Source organism: Streptomyces sp. TLI_55 (assembly GCF_900206255.1).
In the GTDB taxonomy this organism is placed as follows: Bacteria; Actinomycetota; Actinomycetes; order Streptomycetales; family Streptomycetaceae; genus Streptomyces; species Streptomyces aquilus.
In genome coordinates this window covers 8,677,183-8,699,271 of the sequence record NZ_OAOJ01000001.1, presented here as the reverse complement: position 1 = coordinate 8,699,271, position 22,089 = coordinate 8,677,183, and the positions used below count along the sequence as shown (strand labels likewise).

Here is a 22,089-nt window from a genome sequence, read left to right as displayed (position 1 = left end):
ATGTTCCCTTCTCCGCCCGGCAGTTCGTACCCGGGTCTGCGCTAGAAGGTCAGGTTCCAGGCGTCGATCTTGCCTGTGTCGGAGGCGGCGTTGTCGTTGACGCGCAGCTTCCAGGTGCCGTTCGCGACCTCCGAGGAGGCGTCCACGGTGTAGGTCTGGGCGATGTTGTCGGCGCTGCCGCCGGCCCGGTTGTGCAGCGTGTAGACGGTGCCGTCCGGCGCCACCAGGTCGACCTTCAGGTCACCGATGTAGGTGTGCTTGATGTCCACACCCACCTTGAGGGTGGCCGGGGCGTTGCCGGTCACACCCGTTACGGCGATCGGGCTCTCCACGGTCGCGTTGTCGTTGACGGCGAAGTCCGCGAGGTTCTCGAAGTACTTGCCGGGCGGCGGGGTGGCCCCGACGGCCTTGAGGGCGTCGACCTGTCCCTCGCCGAAGAACGAGTTGTTGGCCGTCGTGCCCGTGCAGCGGCTGTCCGAGGGGCAGGCGATGTCGTTGGCCTGCTCGGCCAGCTTGGCGCGGATCTGCGCAGGCGTGATGCCCGGGTTGGCGCTGGCGATGAGTGCCGCCACGCCGACCACGTGCGGGGTGGCCATCGAGGTGCCGCTCTTGCTGCCGTAACCGCCGCCGGGGACGGTGGAGTACACGTTGCTGCCCGGCGCCGCGACGTCGATGACGCCCTGACCGTAGTTGGAGAACGAGGCCTTGGTGACACCCGTGCCGTTGGCCGCGACCGTGACCACGCCCGGCAGCTCGGTCGGGATGTCGAGGCAGGCGTTGGTGATGGTGCGGGTGACCGGCGTCGAGTCGTTCGGGCTCGCCGAGTCGGTCGTCTTGTGGGCGAGGTCGTAGTTCTCGTTGCCCGCGGCGGCGATCTGGAGGGAGCCCTTGCTCTCGGCGTACTCCTGGGCGCGCTTGACGCCCTCGATGATGGCGGCCTGGTCGATGTTGTCCGGGCAGTTGAACTGCCACGGGTCCGTGTAATAGCTGTTGTTGGTGACCTTGAAGCCGTGGTCACCGGCCCAGACGAAGCCGCAGATGGTGTTCTCGGCGAAGAAGAAGGAGTTGCCCGGCTCGGCGACCCGGACCGCGGCGATCTTCACCCCGGGTGCCACGCCGACGACACCCTTGCCGTTCTTGGCGGCGGCGATGGTGCCGGCCACGTGGGTGCCGTGCGTGTCGACGTCACGCCAGGCGCCGGTACGGGTGTCGGGCTTGCCGTAGGCGCAGGAGACCGAGTCGGCCGCGTCGAAGTTGGGCGCCAGGTCCTGGTGCTGGTCGTCCACACCGGTGTCCAGGATGCCCACTTTGACGGAGGCGGAGCCCGGGTTCACGGCCCAGGCCTGGTCGGCCTTGATCTGGCTCATGTCGGCCCGGACCGGTTCTCCGGCCGGCGTCGAGGACTGGGCCGGATTGGCCGGGAGCGCCGGGTCGTAGGCGTCGGCCGGGACGTCCGAGGTGCGCGTGGCACCGACCTGCTGCACACCGGCCACGCCGCGCATGGTGGCGGCGAAGGTGCTGGACGCCGAGTGGGCGACGATCACACCGATGGCGTCGAAGCTCGAGAAGACGGTGCCGCCGTTGGCCGCGATCGCGGAGCGGACCGCCGAAGTGTCACCGGGGGCGGTGATCACGAGGTACGCACGCGTGCCGGCCACCCAGGCCGCACTCTGCGCAGCCGTCTTGGCGGCCGAGGTGTGAGCCTTGGCGGCCGGCGCCTTGGAGGGGACGACCGGGAGCGTCCCCGCGAGGGCGCCCGGGGCGCCGAACGCGAGGGCGGCGCCGAGTGTGGCCGCGAGGACCAAGGTGCGTCTCGGTCGGCTGGATCTGTGGGGTATCAATGCGTCCTCCGAAGACGGCCCGGCCGCGCTTATGGCACCGGCCGGGCCGTACGAAACGAGTGGTGGCTGCAAGATGTCAGGTGCATGCCCCTGTACGGAAGTACCTTTCCGTACAGGGAGGTTGTATCGGAGTGGCTGAAAATCGACGCACCGTGTTCCAGCGTGGCGGCGCGGGCGCAGGGGTCGTCGCGGACGGGATGCCGGGCGGGGCCAGGGTTCGTCGACGTGCAGGATCACGCGGCGGTACGGGCTGCGGAAACGCAGACCAAAATCGTCCGGCTCAACCAGGCAGGAGTGCCGACCACAGACGACCCGAAATCGCATGCGATCTACACCCAGCCATGCTGGGATCAGTCGCCATGAGTAGTCACTTCCTTGATCAAACCGACTTGTTGGACAGGATGGAACGGAATCTGGCAGAACATGCCTGTCACCTGCACCGGAGCATGACCGGTGCGACCGTCACAGAGGTCGGTGACCTGCTGATCGCGGACAGCGGCCTGGATGACGACACGTTCAACATCGTTGCCGCGGCCCGCTTCACCGCCGCCGACGCTACGACGCGTCTCACCGAAACCACCGAGGCGCTGACCCGCACCGGCCGCCCCTTCTCCTGGTGGGTGGGGCCCGCCTCGACACCCGCGGACCTCACCACCCGCCTGACGGCCGCAGGCCTGCCGGCCTCCGAACGCGAGACGGCGATGTGGGCCGAACTGGACGCCACCCCCGTGCCCCCTCCTGCCACCCACAGCCTGGACGTCCAGAGGGTGACCACGCCCGAGCAGCTCGCCGACTACGCCGCGGTCGTGGCCGCGAACTGGAATCCGCCCGCCGTCGGCGTCCGCCGCTTCTTCGCCCAGGCCGCCCCGCAAGCACTGGCCGCGCACTGCCCGGCCCAATACCTGGTCGGCTATGTGGACAGCCGTCCGGTCTGCTCCGCCGAGGTGTTCCACCATGCAGGAGTCGCCGGCATCTACAACATCTGCACCCTGGCCACCCACCGCCGCCGAGGCTACGGCGAAGCCATGACGCTCGCGGCCCTGCGCACGGCGCGCAACCGAGACCACCGCATCGCGGTCCTGCAAGCGTCAGCCGACGGCGAGCCCGTCTACCTCCGCCTGGGGTTCCGCCCCTGCGGCCAGTTCACCGAACACGCCATCACCCCTCAACCGCCTCAAGGCCACTGACGCTCCGCCCGCCTGCCTTGTCCCGGGCTTGGCGCCCCTGATCAGCACCACCGGCGGCTTGGCCTCACCCCTACGTCGTGAGCGTCCTGCTGAAGTGGGTGACCGGGCGCTCAAGGCGTTCGCCGTCGACGGTGATGTCGACCGCCTCGTTGTAGAAAGCCAGCAGCCCTTGGACGGCGCCGACCGCCGGCAGGGGTGCCGGGTAGCTCCAGACGAGGTTCGGTGGGATGTCGGTCCCGCCCTGCCATGACCAGTACTCGGCGGTCCCCTTGTAGGGACAGCCGGTGTGGTGCTCGGTGGCGGTCAGCAGGTCGAGGCGGACGTCCTCGCGCGGGATGTAGTAGCGCGTGGGCAGACCGGTCTCGAAGAGCAGCACGGGGCGGTGGGTGTCCGCGACGACCGTGCCGTCGATCTCGACCACGACGTGGCGGCTGCTCGGGATGGCGTCCACGCGTTTGTGCGGGTCACGGGGGTGGATGAAGATCTCTTCCTCCTCCTCGTACCAGTGGTCGAGGCCCCGGCCGACGCGCCGGAACCACTCGAAGGCGATGTGGTCGGCGAGGTCGGCGGCCGGGAAGGTCCAGGCGGCGTTCTCCAGCAGGTCGCCGTCGACGTCGAGGTCGTAGAAGATCCGTGAGCCGGTGTGCGTGCCGGTCGGGGGGTTCTTCGCGGGCCGGAGCAGGTCCTCGCGGACCTCGGTACGCGGGAAGGCGTACAGCGGGACGGGGACACCCGGCTCCCAGACCAGGACGGGGTGCCGGCTGTCGACGACCGTCACCTCGCCCTTGCGGCCGCGGACCCAGCGCTCGCTGGGCTCCCACAGGAGGCCTTCCGGGGTGGTCCGCACGGCCTGTGCGGTGGGGAACGTGGTCATGAGCGGCTCTCCTCCTGCTGGCTCACGCGGTGACTTCCGCGACGTAGAGGCGGTTCTCGCGCCAGGCCGCGAGCTGCTCGGGGCGGCCGAACACGCGCAGGTACTCCTCGACGTTACCGCCGGCTCGTTCCTAAACGGAGACGGGCTCGAAGTCGAAGCCGTCCGGGTCGGCGAACTCGGGCAGGGATGCGACGGCCGTGTCCAGGCTCGGGTGGACGAAGACCGCGGAGGAGCACCGGGTCACCGAGCCACCGGCCAGCCGTCGGAACGCTGACCCTGGAGGCCCGCGTAGTCGTCCGCCTGGTGGAGCACGGTGAGCACGGCGCTGTCGGTGTGTTCCAGGAGGAGGGGCTGGCCGAGGTGGGAGTGCTCGTCCGCTGAGTGGGTTCGGGGAGTCCCGGCCCGCCGAGCGGCTCAGCCGCCGAGTTCCAGCGGTCGCGCCGGGTCCCTGGACCACTCCTCCAGTGAGCCGTCGTACAGCGATACGTCGTCACGCCCGAGCAGCGTGAGCGCGAGCGCCGCACCCGCCGCCGAGATGCCGCCACCGCAGTACAGGACGACCGGCGAGTCGGTGGCGTCCACCACGGCACCGACCCTGGCGGCGAGTTCGGCGTCCGGGAGTACGCGGCCCGCGGAGTCCAGCAGGTCACGGCCCGGGAGGCTGCGGCTGCCCGGGATGTGACCTCGGCGGCTGTAGCGGGTGGGGGCAGAGCCGTCGAAACCGCCGGCCGGCAGGGCACACACGAGGGCACCGGGCTGCTCACCACGGCTGATGGCCGCCACTTCGTCCACGCTCGTCCACATTCCGGGACGCACGACCGGGGTGATGGGAGTCCCGGCAGGCTCGGGCCCGGTCTCCGGGCCGGACACGACCGGACGCCCGGCCGCTTCCCACGCCGCCAGCCCTCCGTCCAGCACCGCCGCCGGCACGGAGATGGCCCGCAGCATCCACCACAGCCGGGCCGCCCAGATGCCGCCGCCGTTGTCGTACGCGACCACCGCGCTGCCCTCCCCCACGCCGAGCCGGGCGAGCGTGGCGGCCAGCGCCTCGGGGGTGGGGACGGCGAAGTGGTACGGCGCGTCATGGTCGGAGAAGTCGCCGGTCAGGTCGGCGTGCCGGGAGCCGGGGAGGTGCCGCTCGGCCCAGGCGTCCCGGCCGCTCGCACTCCGGAAGTCGCCGTCGTGCCGGGGTGAGGGCAGCAGGGCGGTGGCGTCGAGGACGACCACGCGGGGGTCGTCGAGACGGGCGGCGAGCCAGGTGTCGTCGACCAGGGGGCCGGGCAGCAGGGAGGTCATGGCGGCCGATCGTACGCCCGTGAGCTGGGCGTATCGCCCGTCGAGCAAGGTCGTCCCATATTCCGGACCGCGCTTGCGCGGCATCCCGGCCATGCGGCTATGGTTTCGGCCATCTACGCGGGAGCCCCTACCCGGCTGGGCTGAGAGGGCGTCTGGGATCCGTTCGTTCGAACGCGGTCCCCATGGGGACGCCGACCGCACCAACCACGCCCTCCAGGCGTCCCGCGTAGGAGTTCACGTGTACGCAGCAGTCGAGCCCGAGCGACCGGTGTCCCACACCCCGGTGCGCTGCTCCTGTTGTTGTCGCTGACGCTCCGCACACCCCTCTCACCGTTCGCCGCGCACTCTCGCGCACCCTCTTCGGAGTACCTCCATGCCGCACATCCGGGTCATGCTCGACTATTTCCACCCTTGGCCGAATTCAGCCGGTCTGTACGTCTCCCGTGCCCGTGGCTGGTTCACCGAGGCCGGGCTCGACGTCGAACTGGTCGTCCAGGATCCGGGACGTGGGGACACCCTCGAGTACCTGGCACGCGGCGAGGTGGACTTCGGGATCTTCCCGCCGAACCGGCTGCTCGCCCGCCGCGCCACCCACGGTCAGCCACTGATCGCGGTGGCGGCCGTCAACCACCGCGGCCTGGAGGCGATCCAGACCACCACCTCCACCGGCATCACCCGCCCCCGCGACCTCGCCGGCCGACGCCTCGCCCTCAACCCGACCCCACGCGGCCGCGCCATGGTCCGCCATCTGGTCGCGGCCGACGGTGGCGACCCCGACGCCGTGCTCCTCGTCGACGCCGGCACCCGCGAGCTGACCGTCGACGACATCGAGGCCGGCGAGGCCGACGCCACGTTCGGCACCTACTGGTCCTGGGACGCTCTGCGCGGCGACCTGCCCGAGGAGCGACGGCTGACCTGGCCGGTGGACGAGATCGGCGCACCCCGCTACCACAGCTATCTACTCGGCACGAGCGAGTCCCTGCTCGCCGAACGGCCCTCGCTCGTCCGGGACTTCCTCGCCGTCACGGCCCGCGGCTATGCCGCCGCCGCGCAGGAGCAGGACGACACCCTGACACTGCTGGAGGGCGTGATCCCGTACTTCCCCCGCCCGCTCATCGCTCGCTCACTCGCGCTGATCGCCCCCACCTGGACGGACCAGGACGGCCGTTGGGGCGTCATCGACGAGAGCCGGATGGGCCCCTACGCGCACTGGCTCGCGGAGAACGGCGCGATCGCGCACGACCGCGACTGGGACAAGTCCTTCACCAACGGCCTGCTGGACGTGACCGCGTGACCTTTCTGACCCGGCGGCTCGCCGTCGACTTCAAGCGGGTGGCCAGCGCGCTGTGTCGGGCCTGACCGCCTCGCACAGCCTGTCTCCCCTCCCTACGAAGGACCCGTCATGCACCGCCGTACCCTGCTGTCCGCCATAGCCGCGGCCTCCCTGCTCACCGTCACCACGGGATGCCAGGCCGATTCCTCGGCCGCCGCGAAGGACGGCACCACGACCGTCACCCTCGCCCTGGACTGGACGCCCAACACCAACCACACCGGCATCTACGTCGCCCAGGCCAAGGGCTGGTTCAAGGACGCCGGGATCGACCTCAAGATCGTGCCGTACGGCTCCACCGCGCCCGAGACACTGCTCGCCAACCACAAGGCCGACTTCGGCATCTCCTACCAGGAGGGCGTGACGACCGCACGCGCGGCCGGCGCGGACATCACCTCCGTCTACGCGGTCACGCAGAAGACGAACGTGACCATCGCCGTCCGCGCGGGCCGCACCGACATCGACTCCCCCAAGGACCTCGACGGCAAGACGTACGCCGGTTTCGGCGCCCCCTACGAGAAGCCGCTGCTGCAGAAGGTCATCCAGAACGCCGGCGGCAAGGGCGACTTCAAGCAGGTCACCCTCAACACCTCCGCGTACGCGGCCCTTTACGCCGGCAAGGCCGACTTCGCGATGCCGATGCCGACCTGGGAGGGCGTGGAGGCGGAGCTGAGCGGCAAGCCGCTGAAGAACTTCCAGCTGTCGGACTACGGCTTCCCGGCGATCTATTCGACTCTCGTCGCGTCCTCGGACCAGTTCCTGAAGAAGAACCCGGCGGTCGCCAAGAAGTTCGTGGCGGCCCTCGACAAGGGCTACCGCTACGCCGCCGACCACCCCGACAAGGCGGCCGACCTGCTGATCTCCCAGAACAAGAGCGTGCTCACCAACACCGCACTGGTGAAGAAGAGCGAGGCGCTGCTGGCCAAGGAGTACTACAAGGCGGCGAACGGCACCATCGGCACCCAGAGCGCCGAGCGCTGGCAGGCCTTCACCGACTTCGAGTACCAGGCGGGACTGCTGGTGGACGCCGACGGCAAGAAGCTGACCAAGGCCCCGGACACCTCGACGTTCTTCACCAACGACTACCTCCCGGCCGCCAAGTGACCTCCCTCCTGCGGTCGTTGTGGCCGCCGCTGCTGGTGCTGACCGTGGTGGTCGGCGGCTGGCAGCTGTATGTGAGCACCGCCGGGGTCGATCCGATGACACTGCCGTCCCCGGCGCGCGTGGTGGAACAGGGCTGGCTGAACCGTGCGGAGCTGTGGACGCAGACCCTGCCCACGCTCCAGGAGACCCTCCTCGGCTTCGCGCTGTCCTTCGCGGCGGCCTGGCTGGTCGCCGTCCTGCTGGACTTCTCCTCGGCTGCCCGCCGGGGCCTGTATCCGCTGCTGGTCGCCTCGCAGACGATCCCGATCGTCGCCGTGGCGCCCCTGCTGATCATCTGGTTCGGCTTCGGGCTGCTGCCGAAAATGCTGGTGGTGACGCTGACGACGTTCTTCCCGCTGGCCGCCAACCTGGCCGCCGGCTTCGCCGCGACCGACCGCGAGGCGATGCGGCTGCTGCGCTCCCTGGGCGCGGGCCGGTGGCGGACCTTCCGTCTGGTGCGCGTCCCGAGCGCGATGCCGTACTTCTTCGCCGGGCTGCGGGTGAGCATCACCTACGCCGTCGTCGGCGCCGTCTTCGCCGAGTACGCGGGCGCCGAGGCCGGCCTCGGGATCTATATGCAGGCACAGAAGAGCGCGTTCCGTACGGACCTGGTGTTCGCGGCGGTAGGGGTGACGGCGGCGCTGAGCATCGCGCTGTTCGGGGCCACCTATCTGCTGCAACGGCTGGTGCTGCCATGGGAGCGGAAGGTGGGCAAGTGAACAGTCTGCGCATCGAGGGCGTGGGCAAGTCCTTCGACCAGCTCGAAGTCCTGCGAAACCTCGAACTCACCGTCGAACAGGGCGAGTTCGCGGCGGTCATCGGGCCGAGCGGCTCCGGCAAGAGCACCCTGTTCAACCTGGTCTCCGGTCTCGACCACCCCACGTCGGGACAGGTACTGGTGGAGGACGAACCGGCCTCGGTGGAGTCCGGCAAGGTCGCCTACATGCCGCAGAAGGACCTCCTGTTCCCGTGGCGGACCGTCCTCGACAACACGGCACTGGCCCTTGAAGCCCAGGGGGTGCGGAAGCGGGAGGCGCGGGCGCGGGCCGACGCGCTGTTCGCCGACTTCGGGCTCGACGGCTTCCAGAAGGCGTATCCGTCCCAGCTCAGCGGCGGAATGCGGCAGCGAGCGGCGCTGCTGCGCACGGTGGTGCTGGAGCGGCCGGTCCTGCTGCTGGACGAGCCGTTCGGCGCACTGGACTCGCTCACCCGGACCGACATGCAACTGTGGCTGGCCGACATGTGGCAACGCCACCGCTGGACCGTCGTCCTGGTCACCCACGACATCCGCGAGGCAGTCCTGCTCGCGGACACCGTCCATGTGCTGTCCCCGCGCCCCGCCACCGTCGTGGAACGCATCGAGGTGCCGCTCCCCCGCCCGCGCGGCGCGGCGGACTTCACCGCACCCGAGTTCGCGGCTACCGAACGCCGGGTCCTGGAGGCCCTGCGCGGCACAACGGCGGTGAAGACGGCGTGAGTTCGCATCTGGCGCACGGCCTGGGCACCGACCCGGTCGAACCCGACTGGGCACCGCTCACGGACACCGAGGTGACCGAGGTCGTCGGTCCGGCGCGAGTGGTGTGGCGCAGCCCGCGTCCGCTGTCGGCGGCCGCGGTCGTCGAACGGGACGGGCGGCACCTGTTCGTGAAACGGCACCACATCACCGTACGAACCCTTGAAGGCCTGGCCGAGGAGCACGCGTTCCTGCGCCATCTGCGGCGCCACGGCGCCCCGGTGGTGGAGGTACTGGACGCGGCGGAGCGCGGTGAGTGGACGTACGAGGTTCACTCGGCCGGCGTCGGCATGGACCTGTACCGGGACGCGTTGTCCTGGTCGCCGTTCCGGTCCGCCGTGCACGCACGCGCGGCCGGCGAGGCACTCGCCCGGCTGCACCTGGCGGCGGAGGGATTCGACGCACCGCGCCGCCAAGTGCAGCCACTGGTCGCTTCGTTCACGGTGTTCGCGGCCGGCGAGCCCCTGCTCGCTCTGGAACACCATGTGGCCGAGCGGCCCGAACTGGCCGCAGCCCTCAAGCAGTTCCCATGGCGCGACGACACCGAACGCGTCCTGCTGCCACTGCACGAGCGGCTCACCCCGCACCTCGACGGCCTCGCCCCGCTGTGGACCCACAACGACTGGCACGCCTCCAACCTGCTGTGGGACGCCGACGGCCAGGTGGCCACGGTCCTGGACTTCGGCATGAGCGACCGCACCACCGCCGTGCACGACCTGGCCACGGCCATCGAACGCAACGCGGTCCAATGGCTCCAACCGGGATACCCGGTACGCGAGGAGGACGCCGTGGCCCTCCTGGAGGGCTACCGTTCGGTGCGGCCACTGACGGCCGAGGAATCGGCCGCGCTGCCCGCACTACTGCCGCTGGTACACGCGGAGTTCGCGCTCTCCGAGCTCGGCTACTTCCACGGCGTCACACACTCGGCGCCCAACACCCGCCTGGCCTACGAGTATTACGTCGGCCACGCGGAGTGGTTCGCCGGCACCGACGGCCAACGTCTCCTGCGGCACCTGGCGGAAGGCTGAACCGTGCTCATCGTCCTGGGCGGCCTGCCCGGCACCGGCAAGACCACCCTCGCCCGTCTCCTGGCGGCGCGGATCGGTGCGGTCCACCTGAGGGTGGACACCATCGAACAGGCCATCGTCCGCTCCGGACTGGCACAGCACCCCGTCGGCCCGGTGGGTTACGTCGTCGGCTACGCCCTGGCCGAGGAGCACCTGAGGCAGGGGCTGTCCGTGATCGCCGAGTCGGTGAACCCGCTGAGCGTGACGCGTGACGCCTGGCGGGCCACGGCCGTCACCGCGAGCGCGTCGTCGTCGACACGGCCGGGCGGGAACCGGGCGAGTCGCTGGGCTCGCGCTCGACAGGCGTTCTGACCACCGGACGTGATCAGGCGGCCTCCTCGACTGGTCCTTGCAGCACATCGATGACATCGACGCGACTCAGGAGGCGTTCGACCGGAATACGGCTTCGCCGAGCGGCAGTTCTGCCAGGCATGACTTTAGGAGTGGCACTCAACGCATCCGACGCGCCCAACCAGGTCGACGCCACCGTGGAACTGGCGCGCGAGGCCGCGGCTGCCGGCCTGCGGTCGGCCTGGTTCGGGCAGACCCTCGGCGCGGACTCACCGCAACTCGCGGCAATCGTCGGGCGGGAGGTACCCGGACTACAGGTGGGCACCTCGGCGATCCCCGTCTTCGGCCGGCACCCGCTGCTGGTCTCGAGCCAGGCCCAGACCGCCCAGGCCGCGACGCACGGCCGCTACCACCTCGGTCTGGCCCTGGGCACGAAGCTGCTGACGGAGGGCGCCTTCGGCCTGCCCTTCGAGCGTCCCATCGCCCGCCTGCGTGAATTCCTCACCGCCCTACGGCAGTTGACCGAGTCCGGCACAGCGGACTTCCATGGTGAACTGCTCACCGCCACCACGCCGCTCCCGGCCCGCGTACCGGGCGCCGAGAACGGCGTCCCCATCCTGGTCGCCGCCATGGGTCCGCAAGCACTGCGCGTCAGCGGTGAGTTGGCGGACGGGATCTTGCCCTACCTGGCGGGACCGCGCGCCCTGGCGGAGCAGATCGTTCCCGCCGTGACCGCCGCGGCCGAGGCCGCCGGTCGTCCCGCGCCCCGGATCGTGGCTCTGGTGCCCGGCGTGGTCACGGACGATGTCGACGCGGTGCGGGCGCGGGCCACGGAGAACCTGGCGTTCTACGAGCAGATCCCGTCCTACGCACGCGTCATCGAACTCTCCGGCGGTCGGCGGGCCGCCGACCTGGCCGTGATCGGCGGCGAGAAGGCGGTCGAAGCCGAGGTCCGGCGCTACCGCGACGCCGGCGCCACCGAGGTCGTGTTCTCGGGCACCGAGATGGCCGGCGAAGAGGACCGCCGACGCACCTGGGCACTCCTCGGCGAACTGGCCGATTGAGTGAACTGGTCGGGCAGCCGTGCAAGTAGCGTATGAGGATGGCGGAGTTCAAGGCTGTCCAGGTGAACCTGTGGTGCGACGACGTGGAGCGCTGCGCGGCGTTCTTCCGACGCCTCGGCCTGCCCGAGCGTTTCCGTTTTCCGCGGGAGGGTGAACCGCACCAGGTCGAGGTGGAGGCTGCCGGCGTGCGGATCGGGCTCAGCTCGGCCCGCGTCGGCGGCGAACTCTTCGGCATCGCCACGACGCCCGGCGCGAACACCGAGGTGGTGTTGTGGTGCGACGACGTGGACGGGATGCATCTCAGGGCCCTCGAAGCAGGGGGCGAGCCCTTGGTGAATCCGACCGACTCTCCGGACGGTCGGCTTCGATTTGCCTGGCTACATGATCCCGAGGGCCACCGTGTGAAGTTCGTGCAGGAACGCGGCTGAGACCTGCCCCGAGCAGGCGCCAGGCACGGGGTGGTCCCGGTTGCGGCATTGACGTACGACGAGCCCGCTCCGTACGATCACGAACGGCATTGAGTGTCAGCGACAAGCCCTGGCTGGCTGACCGGCAACCCTCCCGCGCGGTGGGGTGCTCCAGGTGAAAGCCCGGCGGGATCACCGGCGATCCCCGCAAGCGCGTGGCCCCTTGAGCGGGGCCGGAGAATGGGGAGGACCGGCATGCGTCGTCACAGTGATGACCTCAGTGCCTCCTTCGCCGTAGCCGCGGTGTTCTCCCGGCTCTCGCGCCGCCTGCACATCGATCTGAAGCGTTCGACCAGCTGCCTGTGTCGGGTCTGACGGTCTGACGGGCATTCCCCCCGTCTGGCGACGTCCGGCGCCGGTCGTCGCCGCACTGCTCTCCGTGTGATCCCGCTCTTCCGCCGGATCCCCTTTTCCAGTTGATCTCTGCCTGCGCAGCGCTCCCCCGTCATCGACACCGCGTCGGCCGGGGCCGCACTCCCATGCACAACCGTGCCCTGGACGGCACCCCCGTGCCTGGTGACACCCATGAGGAGAACCACCCCGTGACAGCACTTCCGGATTTCAGATCCCCCCGATGGGCGGCGCTGACCGCCCTTCTCACGACCAGCGTGCTGCTGACCGCCTGCGGATCCGGCTCCGACGCGGGCGGCTCCGGCAACGACAGCGGCAAGCCGAAGTCCGGCGGCACCCTGACCTTCGCGGTCGGTTCCGATGCCGGCTGCGTGGACCCGCAGCAGGTCGGCAGCAACGAGAGCATCTACTCGGTACGCCAGACCGTGGACTCCCTCACCGACCAGGACCCCGAGACCGGCAAGATCGTGCCGTGGCTGGCCAAGAGCTGGGACATCAACTCCGACGCCACGGAGTTCACGTTCCATCTGCGCTCGGGGGTCACCTTCAGCGACGGCTCCAAGCTGACCGCGCAGGTCGTCAAGGACAACTTCGACGCGGTGCCGAAGCTGGGCGCCCTCGGCGTCCTCGCCCAGGGCTATCTGAGCAGCGTCAAGAGCACCACCGCGGTCGACCCGCTCACCGTCAAGGTGACCTTCAAGGAGCCCAACGCCCAGTTCCTCCAGGCGACTTCGACCCACTCGCTGGGCATCGAGTCGTCGGCGAGCGTCAAGAAGACCCCGCAGCAGAAGTGCAGTGACGGCGTCATCGGGTCGGGCCCGTTCGTGCTGAAGCAGTACGTGCAGAACCAGTCGATCACCCTGGCCAAGCGCACCGGGTACGACTGGGGCTCCTCGCTGTGGTCCAAGAAGGGCGAGGCCTACCTGGACAAGCTGGTGTTCAAGGTGGTGCCCGAGGCGGGGGTGCGGGCCGGCAGTCTTCAGTCCGGTCAGGTGGACGCGATCAGCAGCGTCGGCAAGGCCAACGAGACGGCGCTCAAGGGCGGCCAGGTCACCCTCCTGCACCGGGCCAACCCGGGCGTGGTGTTCGGGCTGGGGATCAACAACTCGCGGCCCGTCCTGAAGGACGTGAAGGTGCGCCAGGCGATTCTGGCCGCCCTCGACCGCAAGCAGGTCGCCGACACCGTGTTCCCGACCGGCACCAAACCGGCGACCAGCATCCTGGCGCACACCACACCCGACTACACCGACCTCTCCGCGGACCTCGCCTTCGACGCGGCCAAGGCCAAGTCCCTGCTGGACGCGGCCGGTTGGAAGGAAGGCGGTGACGGCATCCGCGCCAAGGACGGCAAGAAGCTCAGCCTGGCCATCAGCTGGTTCCCCAACGCGGCCACCAACCAGCCCGCTCTGGAGCTCGTCCAGCAGCAGCTGAAGGCCGTCGGGATCGACGTGACGCTCAAGCAGGGCCAGGTCAGCCAGTTCGCCACCACCCTCCAGGGCGGCGACTTCGACCTGGTGTGGGGCAACGTGACCCGTGCCGACCCCGACATCCTGCGCAGCTCCTTCTCCAGCAAGCTGGCCAACTTCTACCGGCTGCCCGCCAGTTCGCTGGACACGGTGCTGTCCGGGCAGGCCGCGACCACGGACACCGCCAAGCGCAAGCAGCTGGTGGCCGACGCGCAGAAGCTGATCGTGCAGAACGCGTACGACGTGCCGGTGGTGGAGCTTCAGACCCAGCTGGCCGTGACGAACAAGGTGCACGACCTCGCCTTCGACTCGGGCAGCCGCGTCCAGCTGCACGACACCTGGATCGGCTAGCGCGTGCGCCGCTATGTGATCAAGCGTCTGGCGCAGGCGGTGGGGGTGCTGTGGGCGGCGTACACGGTGTCGTTCCTGGTGCTGGACTTCCTGCCCGGTGATCCGGTCACCGCGATGGCCGGTGCCGGGATGGACTCGGGGGACGTCGACCCGGCCCGGCTGGCCGCGCTGCGGCACGAGTACGGCTTCGACAAGCCGATCCTGGCGCAGTACGCCGACTATCTGGGCCGGGCGGTGCGCGGGGACTTCGGCGACGCGGTCTCCACGGGCCGCCCGGTGACCTCCACGCTGGCCGACGCGCTGCCCCAGACCCTCCAACTGACGGGTGCGGCACTGCTGTTGGCGGTGCTGCTCGGCGGAGGGCTGGCGGTGGTGGCGACGTACACCTCGCAGCGGTGGCTGCGGCAGCTCCTGTTGTCGCTGCCCCCGCTGGGGGTGTCGGTCCCGACGTTCTGGGTCGGGCTGCTGCTGGTCGAGGTGTTCTCCTTCCGGCTGCACTGGTTCCCGGCGTTCGGCAACGACGGGCTGCGGGGCCTGGTGCTGCCCGCGCTGACGCTGGCGATCCCGACCGGCGCGCTGGTCGCCCAGGTGCTGGCCAAGAGCCTGCTCACCGCGCTGGACCAGGCGTACGTGGAGACCGCCCGGGCCAAGGGAGCCGGCCGGTGGCGGGTGCATCTGCGGCATGCGCTGCGCAACGCGTCCCTGCCCGCGCTGACGGTCGTCGGCCTGTTGGTGGGGCAGCTGATCGCCGGTTCGGTGGTCGTCGAGACGGTGTTCTCCCGCGACGGCCTCGGCCGGGTGACCGCGGCGGCGGTCACGGTGCAGGACATCCCGGTGGTCCAGGGGGTGGTGGTGTTCGGGGCGCTGATCTTCGTGGCGACGAACCTGCTCGTCGACCTGGTCTATCCGCTGCTCGACCCGCGGATCGTGGTGGCCTCGGACAGAAGGGCGAGCTTCGTATGAGTCAGAGCCTTGTCGACGACGTCGACGACCCGGCCGAGGCCGCCCTCGGTCTCGCCCGGCCGGTCGAGACAGGCCCGACACCGCCCTCGGTGCCGGGCCGCCGTGCGGGCCTACGGCGGTTTCTGCTGCGCCGCCCCGGTCTGCTGCTGTCGGCGGCCGTCCTCGTCCTGGTGGTGCTGGCCTCGTTCTGGCCGGATCTGTTCACCTCGCAGGACCCGTTGAAGGGGGTGCCCTCCGAGAACTTCCGTGCCCCGAGCGGCAGTCACTGGTTCGGCACGGACGAACTGGGCCGCGACGTGTTCTCCCGGGTCGTGCATGGTGCCCAGCTCTCCCTCAAGGCGACGATCATCGCGGTCCTGGTCGCGTTCGTGGTCGGCGGACTGCTCGGCGTGGTCGCCGGGTTCGTCGGCCGCTGGGTGGACGACGTCCTGATGCGCTTCGTCGACGTCCTGCTCTCCATCCCCGCGCTGTTCCTGTCCCTCGCCCTCGTCACCGCGCTCGGCTACGGGACGGTGAAGGTGGCGGTCGCGGTCGGCATCGCCAGCGTCGCCTCGTTCGCCCGGGTGGCGCGCGCCGAGGTGCTGCGGGTGCGGCAGGCGGTGTTCGTCGAGGCGTCGCGCGCGAGTGGGGCCCGCTGGTACTCGGTCCTGGGCCGGCATGTGCTGCCCAACGCCGCCGGGCCGGTGATCGTCCTGGCCACCCTGGACTTCGGCGCCTCCATCCTGGCCGTGTCGGCCTTGAGCTTCCTCGGCTACGGCGCGCCGCCGCCCGCCCCGGAGTGGGGGACGTTGATCTCCGACGGCCGCAACTACCTCGCCAACGCCTGGTGGTTGACCGCGCTGCCCGGGCTGGCGATCGCCGCGACCGTCCTGGCCACCAACCGCATCGCCCGCGCGCTGGACGGCGAATGGTCCCGGCAGCGATGACCGACGAACGTGAGAACGGTGAGGACGTGACCACACCCCTGCTGGAGATACGCGGCCTGTCCGTGTCGTACCGCACTCGCGGCGGCACGGTCCCGGCCGTCCGCGGCGTGGACCTCGACGTCCTGCCGGGACAAGTGACCGCTGTGGTCGGCGAGTCGGGCTCCGGCAAGAGCACGACCGCGCACGCCGTCACCCGCCTGCTCGCCGCCAACGGCACCATCGACGCGGGCACGGTCCGCTTCGGCCGGCACGACCTGGCCACCCTGTCGGAGGCGGAGCTGCGCACCGTGCGCGGAGCGCGGATCGGGCTGGTCCCCCAGGACCCGACGGTCTCCCTCAACCCGGTCAAGCGGATCGGCGAACAGGTTGCCGAGGTGCTGCGCATCCACGGACTGGCGACCCGCCGCTCGGCCCCGGCCGAGGCGATCGCGGTCCTGGACCGGGCGGGGTTGCCCGACGCGGCCGTCCGGGCCCGGCAGTACCCGCACGAACTGTCCGGCGGCATGCGGCAACGCGCCCTGATCGCCATCGCCATCGCGGCGAACCCCGAGCTGATCATCGCCGACGAGCCCACCAGCGCGCTCGACGTCACCGTGCAACGGGTCATCCTCGACCATCTCCAGCACCTCACCGAGGAGTCGGGCACGGCGGTCCTGCTCGTCACCCACGACCTCGGGGTCGCCGCCGACCGGGCACAGCGCCTGGTGGTCATGGAGCAGGGCAGGGTCGTGGAGGCGGGCCCGACCCGCGACGTCCTCGCCGACCCCCAGCACGCGTACACCCGTCAACTGCTGGCCAGCGCACCGAGCTTGACCGCCGCCCGGCCCCGCACCCCGACTGCCGCGCCGAAGCCGGATGCGGTCCCCCTGGTCGAAGTACGCCATCTGGTCAAGGAGTTCCGGCTGCCGCGCACCGGCAACGGACCCCAGGTCTTGCGCGCGGTCGACGACGTCAGCTTCACGCTGCACCGCGGTCAGACGCTGGCGCTGGTCGGCGAGTCAGGATCGGGCAAGTCCACCACCGCCCGCCTGGCCCTGCGGCTCACCGACGCGAGCGCCGGACACATCCTGTTCGACGGCACCGACATCACCACCGCGCGCGGCCCCCGGGCCAGAGAGCTGCGCCGCCGCGCCCAGCTGATCTACCAGAACCCGTACGCCTCCCTCGACCCCCGCTTCTCCATCGGCGAGGTGATCACCGAGCCGCTACGCGCCTTCAAGGTCGGCGACCGCGCCTCCCGGCTCGCCCGGGCCCGCGAACTGCTGGACCGGGTGGCACTTCCCGCCACCACACTGGAGCGCCGCCCGGCGGAGTTGTCGGGCGGTCAGCGGCAGCGCGTGGCGATCGCCCGCGCCCTCGCCCTCTCCCCCGACCTGGTGGTGTGCGACGAGCCGGTCTCCGCGCTCGACGTGTCCGTGCAGGCCCAAGTCCTCGATCTGCTGGTCGAGTTGCAGGCCGACACCGGGGTCGCGTACCTCTTCATCTCCCACGACCTGGCCGTCGTACGGCAGATCGCCCACCAGGTCGCCGTCATGCGGGCCGGCCGGATCGTCGAGACGGGCCCGCCGGAGGACCTGTTCACCCACCCCCGCCACGCATACACCCGCGAGCTGCTCGCGGCGATCCCCGGCGGCCGCGTCCCCTCCCCCGCCGCCACCGTCGAATCCACCACGAGCTGAGGGCCGCATGAGCACTCCCACCATCACGTCACTGGCCTTCCTCACCCCGGGCAACTTCGCCGACGACGACCCGTACACGGGCCTGGAGGAGACGCTCCAACTCTTCGATCACGGCGAACAGTTGGGCTTCGACGGCGCCTGGATCAGGCAGCGCCACCTCGAACACGGCGTCGGATCGGCCGCCGTGTTCCTCGCCGCGGCCGGCCAGCGCACCGAGCGGATCGAACTGGGCACCGCCGTCATCCCGATCGGCTACGAGAACCCCTTCCGCCTCGCCGAGGACCTCGCGCTGGCCGACGTCCTGTCCCGGGGACGGCTCCAGGTCGGCTTCAGCACCGGGATGCCGCACGCCGACCTGCTCGGCGACCTCGTGCACGAGGGCGACTGGCGCGGCCTCGACCTGTCGTACGGCAGGATCGCCCGCGTCCTCGACAACCTGCGCGGCGACTACCTCGGCGGTCCGGACACGGTCATCCACTCGCCGGGCAACGTCCAGCGCCCGCGGCTGCAACCGCACAACCCCGCGCTGGCGCACCGCATTTGGTACGGCGGCGGCAGCCTGCGCTCGGTCCGCTGGGCAGCCGAGAGCGGGCTGAGCCTGCTGTCCGGCAACATCGTCACCGGCGAGGGCACCGACGACTTCACCACGGCCCAGCTGAACCTGCTGACCGAGTACCGTCGCACACTCTCCGCGAGCACTCCGGCCCGGGTCGCGCTCGGCCGGGTCATCGTCCCCTTCGACAGTGCCGACGCGGCCGGCCGGGCCCGCTACCGCGCCTACGCGGCCGGCCGCCACGAACGGACCCTGGCACCGCAGGGTCCCAAACGGACTCTGTTCGCCCCGGACGTGGTCGGCACCGCCGAGCAGATCCTCGAACGGCTCACCGCCGATCCGGTCCTCGCGCAGGTGTCGGAGCTGCGCCTGGAGCTGCCGTACGAGTTCCACCGCGAGGAGTACGAACAGATCCTGCACGACGTACGGCACCTGATCGCACCGGAGTTGGGCTGGCGCCCCGCCGCCGTGGCGGCACAAGAGGCAGCGGTCCGATGAGTCCCCTCCCGGAACCGTCCGTGCAACTGGAGATGCACCGCCGTGAGCCGTTCGCCGACCGGCACCGCTTCGCCGACACGGGCGCGCACGAGGTGATCACCGCCACGGCCGAGGACCTCGTGGCGCGGCGCCTGCTGCTCCAGGAGGATGTCGAGCGGACCGTGGCCGCGGCGGCGAACTGGTCCGCTCCGCGCCACCGCTTCGACCTCGACCCGACACCGTCCGCAACCGCGTAGGCCCTGCGGCTTCCGCAGACCCTGACCGACTGGTACCGCCTCACCTGCCGCCCATCGGATCGGCCCCGGACAGCGCCGGGAAGGCGGCATGGGTGAGCTCTTCGGAGACCTCCCAGACCCGCCGGGCCTCCTCCAGGCTGCGGAGCCGGGAGTAGAGGGGCTGTTCGGCGGGCGGGCCGGACAGGTGCTGGAAGCCGCTGGGCCCGTAGAACCGGCCCCCGCGTGCGTCCGGGGAGGTGGCGGCGTACAGGGCGGGCAGTGCCGCGCTTTCCACCGTGCCGAGGATGCCGCGGCGGGAGAGCATGCGGATCATGCGTACGGCTGTGGTGTCCTTTGCCCGGCCGACCTCGGGGCGGGCGGCCAGCAGGCTGGTCGGTGCGATACCGGGGTGGGAGATGTTGCTCGTGATTCCCCAGTCCTCGGTCCGGCTGCGGACGTCCAGTTCCAGCGCGAAGAGACCGAACGCGATCTTCGACTGGCTGTACGCGCGGCGGCCGCTGTAGGACCGGTCCCAGTTCAGGTCGTCCCAGTTGATGGACCCCTCGTTGGCGGCGACGCTGAGCTGGCTGGTCACCCGCGCGCGGCCTGCGCGCAGCAGCGGCAGCAGGTGGCGGACCAGGGCGAAGTGACCCAGATGATTGCTGCCAAACTGTAGTTCGAACCCGTCCGCGGTGGTCTGCCGGTCCGGTGGCGTCATCACGCCGGCGTTGTTGACCAGGATGTGGATCGGTCGGTTCTCGGCGACGAGGGCGGCGCCCAACGCGGCGACCGAGCTCAACGACGAGAGGTCGAGGTCGCGCAGCGACAGGACCGCCCGCGGGTGCTCCTGCTTGACCTTCGCGATCGCCGCCTCACCCTTGCGACGGTTGCGGACGGGCATGACGACCTCGGCACCGGCGGCGGCCAGCCGGCCGGCCAGGACCAGTCCGACGCCGTCGCTGGCACCGGTGACTACGGCCAGCTTCCCGGAAAGGTCCGGAACGGTGATGTCCGGTCGGGTACGTGCCATGTGTCTTCCTCGCTTCTCATATCGACCCCTACGGCGATGCGTTTCAAAGCTGCACCTGATCAGCGCGCGTATCCACGGCCTCTCGATCCGAGGCTCGCCTGACCGAGGAGGGCGGCCCAAGGGGGGATCGACAGGCCCAGGCTCCGGTTCGGCGCGGGTGGTAGAACGAAAGAGCGTCGGCACTCAGGGAGGAAGAAGCCGTGATCGATCGAGGCGGGCTCGCCGAATTCCTGCGTCGCCGCCGGGAGTCGCTGCAGCCCGAGGACGTCGGCCTTCCGCGTGGACAGCGGCGCAGGACGGCCGGACTGCGCCGGGAGGAGGTCGCCGCGATCTGCCACATCTCCGCCGACTACTACAGCCGGCTGGAGCGGGAGCGCGGACCGCGCCCGTCCGAGCAGATGATCGCCTCGATCGCCCAGGGTCTGCATCTGACCCTCGACGAACGCGACCACCTGTTTCGCCTCGCCGGGCACACTCCGCCCACCAGGGGCTCCGCCGGCGAACACATCGGTCCCGGCCTGCTGCGCATCTTCGACCGGCTCAGCGACACCCCCGCCGAAATCGTCACCGAACTCGGCGAGACACTCCGGCAGACCCCGCTCGCCGTCGCCCTCACCGGCGACCTCACCCGCTACACCGGCCCGGCCCGCAGCATCGGGTACCGATGGTTCACCGACCCGGCCGTCCGCGCCCTGTACCACCCCGACGACCACGCGCTGCACTCCCGCGTCTTCGCCTCCGGTCTCCGCCGGCTCGTGACCCTGCGCGGACCCGAGTCGCCGGCCGCGCACCTCCAGCAGCTGCTGATGGCCCGCAGCGAAGAATTCCGCGCCGTCTGGGACGAACACGAAGTCGGTATCCGCTACAACGACACCAAGCGGTACGTGCACCCGGACATCGGCTATCTCGAACTCTCCTGCCAGGTGCTTCTCGACCCCGATCAGTCACACATGCTTCTGGTCTACACAGCCGTCCCCGGCAGCGAAAGCCACGAGAAACTCCGGCTTCTCTCCGTCATCGGAGATCAACAGATCTTTCAGGCGTGACTCCCCGGTGAGTGACGTGCCGACATGTGCTGACTGAGAAACAGGGCGGCGCGGTCCAGTGCCTCGTCGGCTTCGTCCAGAACACCGGCGAACGCCTGGAAGACATGGGGAACGTCTGCCGTGACGTCCAGGATGACGTCGACCCCGGCTTCCCTCGCGCGCGTGGCCATGCGCGTGGAGTCGTCCAGGAGCATTTCGTTGGTGCCCGCCTGCAGAAGGATCGGGGGGAAACCGGTCAGGTCGGCGCAGACGGCGGGGCTGAGCAGGGGCTGGCACGGGTCCTGTCCCGCGAGGTACATGGCCCCGGTGTGTTCCATCCCCGCACGCGTGAAGAAGGGATCGATGCCCGCCTTGCTGTCCATGCTCTCGCCGGTCCGGGTCATGTCGAGTCCGGGCGAGAACGCCACGATCGCGGCGGGCATGGGCAGGCCCGCGCCACGAGCGGCGAGGCAGACGGCGGCAGTGAGGCCGCCACCGGCGGAGTCCCCGGCGAACGCGATCGCCGAAGGGTCTTCGCCGCTGTCGAGAAGTGCGCGGTAGGCGCTGAGCCCGTCCTCGATCGCGGCGGGGAACGGGTACTCAGGGGCAAGCCGGTAGTCCAACGAGAACGCCCGGAATCCAGTTCTGGTCACCAGGTTCCCGGTCAGTGCCATCGCCGTCTCCGGTGAGCCGACCACGTAGGAGCCGCCGTGGAAGTAGAGGATCGTCCCGGCCTTCGGAGTGCCGGCCGGTTCGACGAGCACCGCGGGGCGGTCGCCAAGCGTCGCAGTCCGGGTGCGGATCTCTGCCGGGACGATCATTTCGGCCATCATCGCCCTGAACCCGGCGCGGAGTTCCTCCACCGTCCCGGGGTCCTCCGGCCGAGGCTGCCGAACCATCGCGTCGATCGCCGCGCGCTGTTGCCTGCTCATGATCGCCTCCATCGCAAGTGGATGCCA

Annotated in this window: 20 protein-coding genes, 1 pseudogene and 1 riboswitch; of the genes and pseudogenes, 16 read left to right on the top strand and 5 right to left on the bottom strand. The window is 70.4% G+C overall.

All coding sequences use genetic code 11. The features are described from left to right. Positions 1-41: 41 nt before the first annotated feature. Positions 42-1,805 carry a S8 family peptidase gene (locus CRP56_RS39915; RefSeq protein WP_097272555.1) on the bottom strand — a complete coding sequence of 588 codons (1,764 nt, stop codon included), beginning with the start codon at positions 1,803-1,805 and terminating at the stop codon, positions 42-44. 437 nt (positions 1,806-2,242) lie between these two features. On the opposite strand from CRP56_RS39915, the gene CRP56_RS39910 reads away from it, so the two are divergent. Then, a complete protein-coding gene (locus CRP56_RS39910) occupies positions 2,243-3,028 on the top strand; it encodes a GNAT family N-acetyltransferase (RefSeq protein WP_097272553.1) in 786 nt (261 codons plus the stop codon). A 70-nt stretch (positions 3,029-3,098) separates the two neighbouring features. Here CRP56_RS39910 and CRP56_RS39905 read toward each other — a convergent pair whose 3' ends face one another. Both CRP56_RS39905 and CRP56_RS39900 read right to left on the bottom strand, forming a co-directional pair. Continuing rightward, a complete protein-coding gene (locus CRP56_RS39905) occupies positions 3,099-3,902 on the bottom strand; it encodes a DUF427 domain-containing protein (protein ID WP_097272550.1) in 804 nt (267 codons plus the stop codon). A 414-nt stretch (positions 3,903-4,316) separates the two neighbouring features. Next, positions 4,317-5,198 (bottom strand): sulfurtransferase, encoded by an 882-nt coding sequence (locus CRP56_RS39900; protein ID WP_097272549.1) that lies wholly within the window; start codon positions 5,196-5,198, stop codon positions 4,317-4,319. 373 nt (positions 5,199-5,571) lie between these two features. Between CRP56_RS39900 and CRP56_RS39895 the strand changes: the two genes are divergently transcribed. From CRP56_RS39895 to CRP56_RS39830, 14 genes and pseudogenes are all read left to right on the top strand, one after another. After that, entirely contained in the window at positions 5,572-6,492 is a 921-nt protein-coding gene (locus tag CRP56_RS39895) for an ABC transporter substrate-binding protein (protein ID WP_097272546.1), read from the top strand. Positions 6,493-6,600: 108 nt separating this feature from the next. Then, the gene (locus CRP56_RS39890; RefSeq protein ID WP_097272544.1) at positions 6,601-7,632 is read left to right on the top strand and encodes an ABC transporter substrate-binding protein; all 1,032 of its coding nucleotides are present in this window, start codon (positions 6,601-6,603) and stop codon (positions 7,630-7,632) included. Continuing rightward, a complete protein-coding gene (locus CRP56_RS39885; RefSeq protein WP_097272542.1) occupies positions 7,629-8,390 on the top strand; it encodes an ABC transporter permease in 762 nt (253 codons plus the stop codon). Before CRP56_RS39890 ends, CRP56_RS39885 begins: the two co-directional genes overlap by 4 nt. Continuing rightward, positions 8,387-9,148: an ABC transporter ATP-binding protein gene (locus CRP56_RS39880; RefSeq protein ID WP_097272540.1), complete on the top strand. Its 762-nt coding sequence runs from the start codon at positions 8,387-8,389 to the stop codon at positions 9,146-9,148. The genes CRP56_RS39885 and CRP56_RS39880 overlap by 4 nt, the downstream gene beginning before the upstream one ends. Continuing rightward, complete coding sequence (locus tag CRP56_RS39875) at positions 9,145-10,212, top strand: phosphotransferase enzyme family protein (RefSeq protein ID WP_097272538.1); 1,068 nt, start codon at positions 9,145-9,147, stop codon at positions 10,210-10,212. The genes CRP56_RS39880 and CRP56_RS39875 overlap by 4 nt, the downstream gene beginning before the upstream one ends. 3 nt (positions 10,213-10,215) lie before the next feature. Further along, positions 10,216-10,491 (top strand): annotated as a pseudogene (locus tag CRP56_RS39870) (AAA family ATPase); the annotation flags it as partial. 191 nt (positions 10,492-10,682) lie between these two features. Further along, positions 10,683-11,606, top strand: coding sequence for an LLM class F420-dependent oxidoreductase (locus tag CRP56_RS39865; RefSeq protein ID WP_097274964.1), 924 nt, complete (start codon positions 10,683-10,685; stop codon positions 11,604-11,606). 38 nt (positions 11,607-11,644) lie between these two features. Continuing rightward, complete coding sequence (locus CRP56_RS39860) at positions 11,645-12,034, top strand: VOC family protein (protein ID WP_143664978.1); 390 nt, start codon at positions 11,645-11,647, stop codon at positions 12,032-12,034. 85 nt (positions 12,035-12,119) lie between these two features. Further along, positions 12,120-12,233: riboswitch (SAM riboswitch) on the top strand. Positions 12,234-12,615: 382 nt separating this feature from the next. Further along, a complete protein-coding gene (locus CRP56_RS39855) occupies positions 12,616-14,241 on the top strand; it encodes an ABC transporter substrate-binding protein (protein ID WP_097274962.1) in 1,626 nt (541 codons plus the stop codon). 3 nt (positions 14,242-14,244) lie between these two features. Beyond that, the gene (locus tag CRP56_RS39850) at positions 14,245-15,204 is read left to right on the top strand and encodes an ABC transporter permease (RefSeq protein WP_059190824.1); all 960 of its coding nucleotides are present in this window, start codon (positions 14,245-14,247) and stop codon (positions 15,202-15,204) included. Beyond that, positions 15,201-16,130: an ABC transporter permease gene (locus CRP56_RS39845; RefSeq protein WP_097272533.1), complete on the top strand. Its 930-nt coding sequence runs from the start codon at positions 15,201-15,203 to the stop codon at positions 16,128-16,130. Before CRP56_RS39850 ends, CRP56_RS39845 begins: the two co-directional genes overlap by 4 nt. Beyond that, a complete protein-coding gene (locus CRP56_RS39840; RefSeq protein ID WP_097274960.1) occupies positions 16,127-17,809 on the top strand; it encodes a dipeptide ABC transporter ATP-binding protein in 1,683 nt (560 codons plus the stop codon). The genes CRP56_RS39845 and CRP56_RS39840 overlap by 4 nt, the downstream gene beginning before the upstream one ends. Before the next feature lie 7 nt (positions 17,810-17,816). Continuing rightward, entirely contained in the window at positions 17,817-18,860 is a 1,044-nt protein-coding gene (locus tag CRP56_RS39835; protein ID WP_097272531.1) for an LLM class flavin-dependent oxidoreductase, read from the top strand. Continuing rightward, entirely contained in the window at positions 18,857-19,096 is a 240-nt protein-coding gene (locus CRP56_RS39830) for a hypothetical protein (RefSeq protein WP_143664977.1), read from the top strand. The genes CRP56_RS39835 and CRP56_RS39830 overlap by 4 nt, the downstream gene beginning before the upstream one ends. 40 nt (positions 19,097-19,136) lie before the next feature. Here CRP56_RS39830 and CRP56_RS39825 read toward each other — a convergent pair whose 3' ends face one another. Further along, complete coding sequence (locus CRP56_RS39825; protein WP_097272527.1) at positions 19,137-20,105, bottom strand: SDR family oxidoreductase; 969 nt, start codon at positions 20,103-20,105, stop codon at positions 19,137-19,139. 200 nt (positions 20,106-20,305) lie between these two features. Here CRP56_RS39825 and CRP56_RS39820 point away from each other — a divergent pair, with 200 nt between their 5' ends. Beyond that, positions 20,306-21,151 carry a helix-turn-helix transcriptional regulator gene (locus CRP56_RS39820; RefSeq protein ID WP_097272525.1) on the top strand — a complete coding sequence of 282 codons (846 nt, stop codon included), beginning with the start codon at positions 20,306-20,308 and terminating at the stop codon, positions 21,149-21,151. Here the strand turns inward: CRP56_RS39820 and CRP56_RS39815 are convergent. Continuing rightward, positions 21,142-22,062 carry an alpha/beta hydrolase gene (locus CRP56_RS39815; protein WP_097274957.1) on the bottom strand — a complete coding sequence of 307 codons (921 nt, stop codon included), beginning with the start codon at positions 22,060-22,062 and terminating at the stop codon, positions 21,142-21,144. The genes CRP56_RS39820 and CRP56_RS39815 overlap by 10 nt on opposite strands. Between the last annotated feature and the right edge of the window lie 27 nt (positions 22,063-22,089).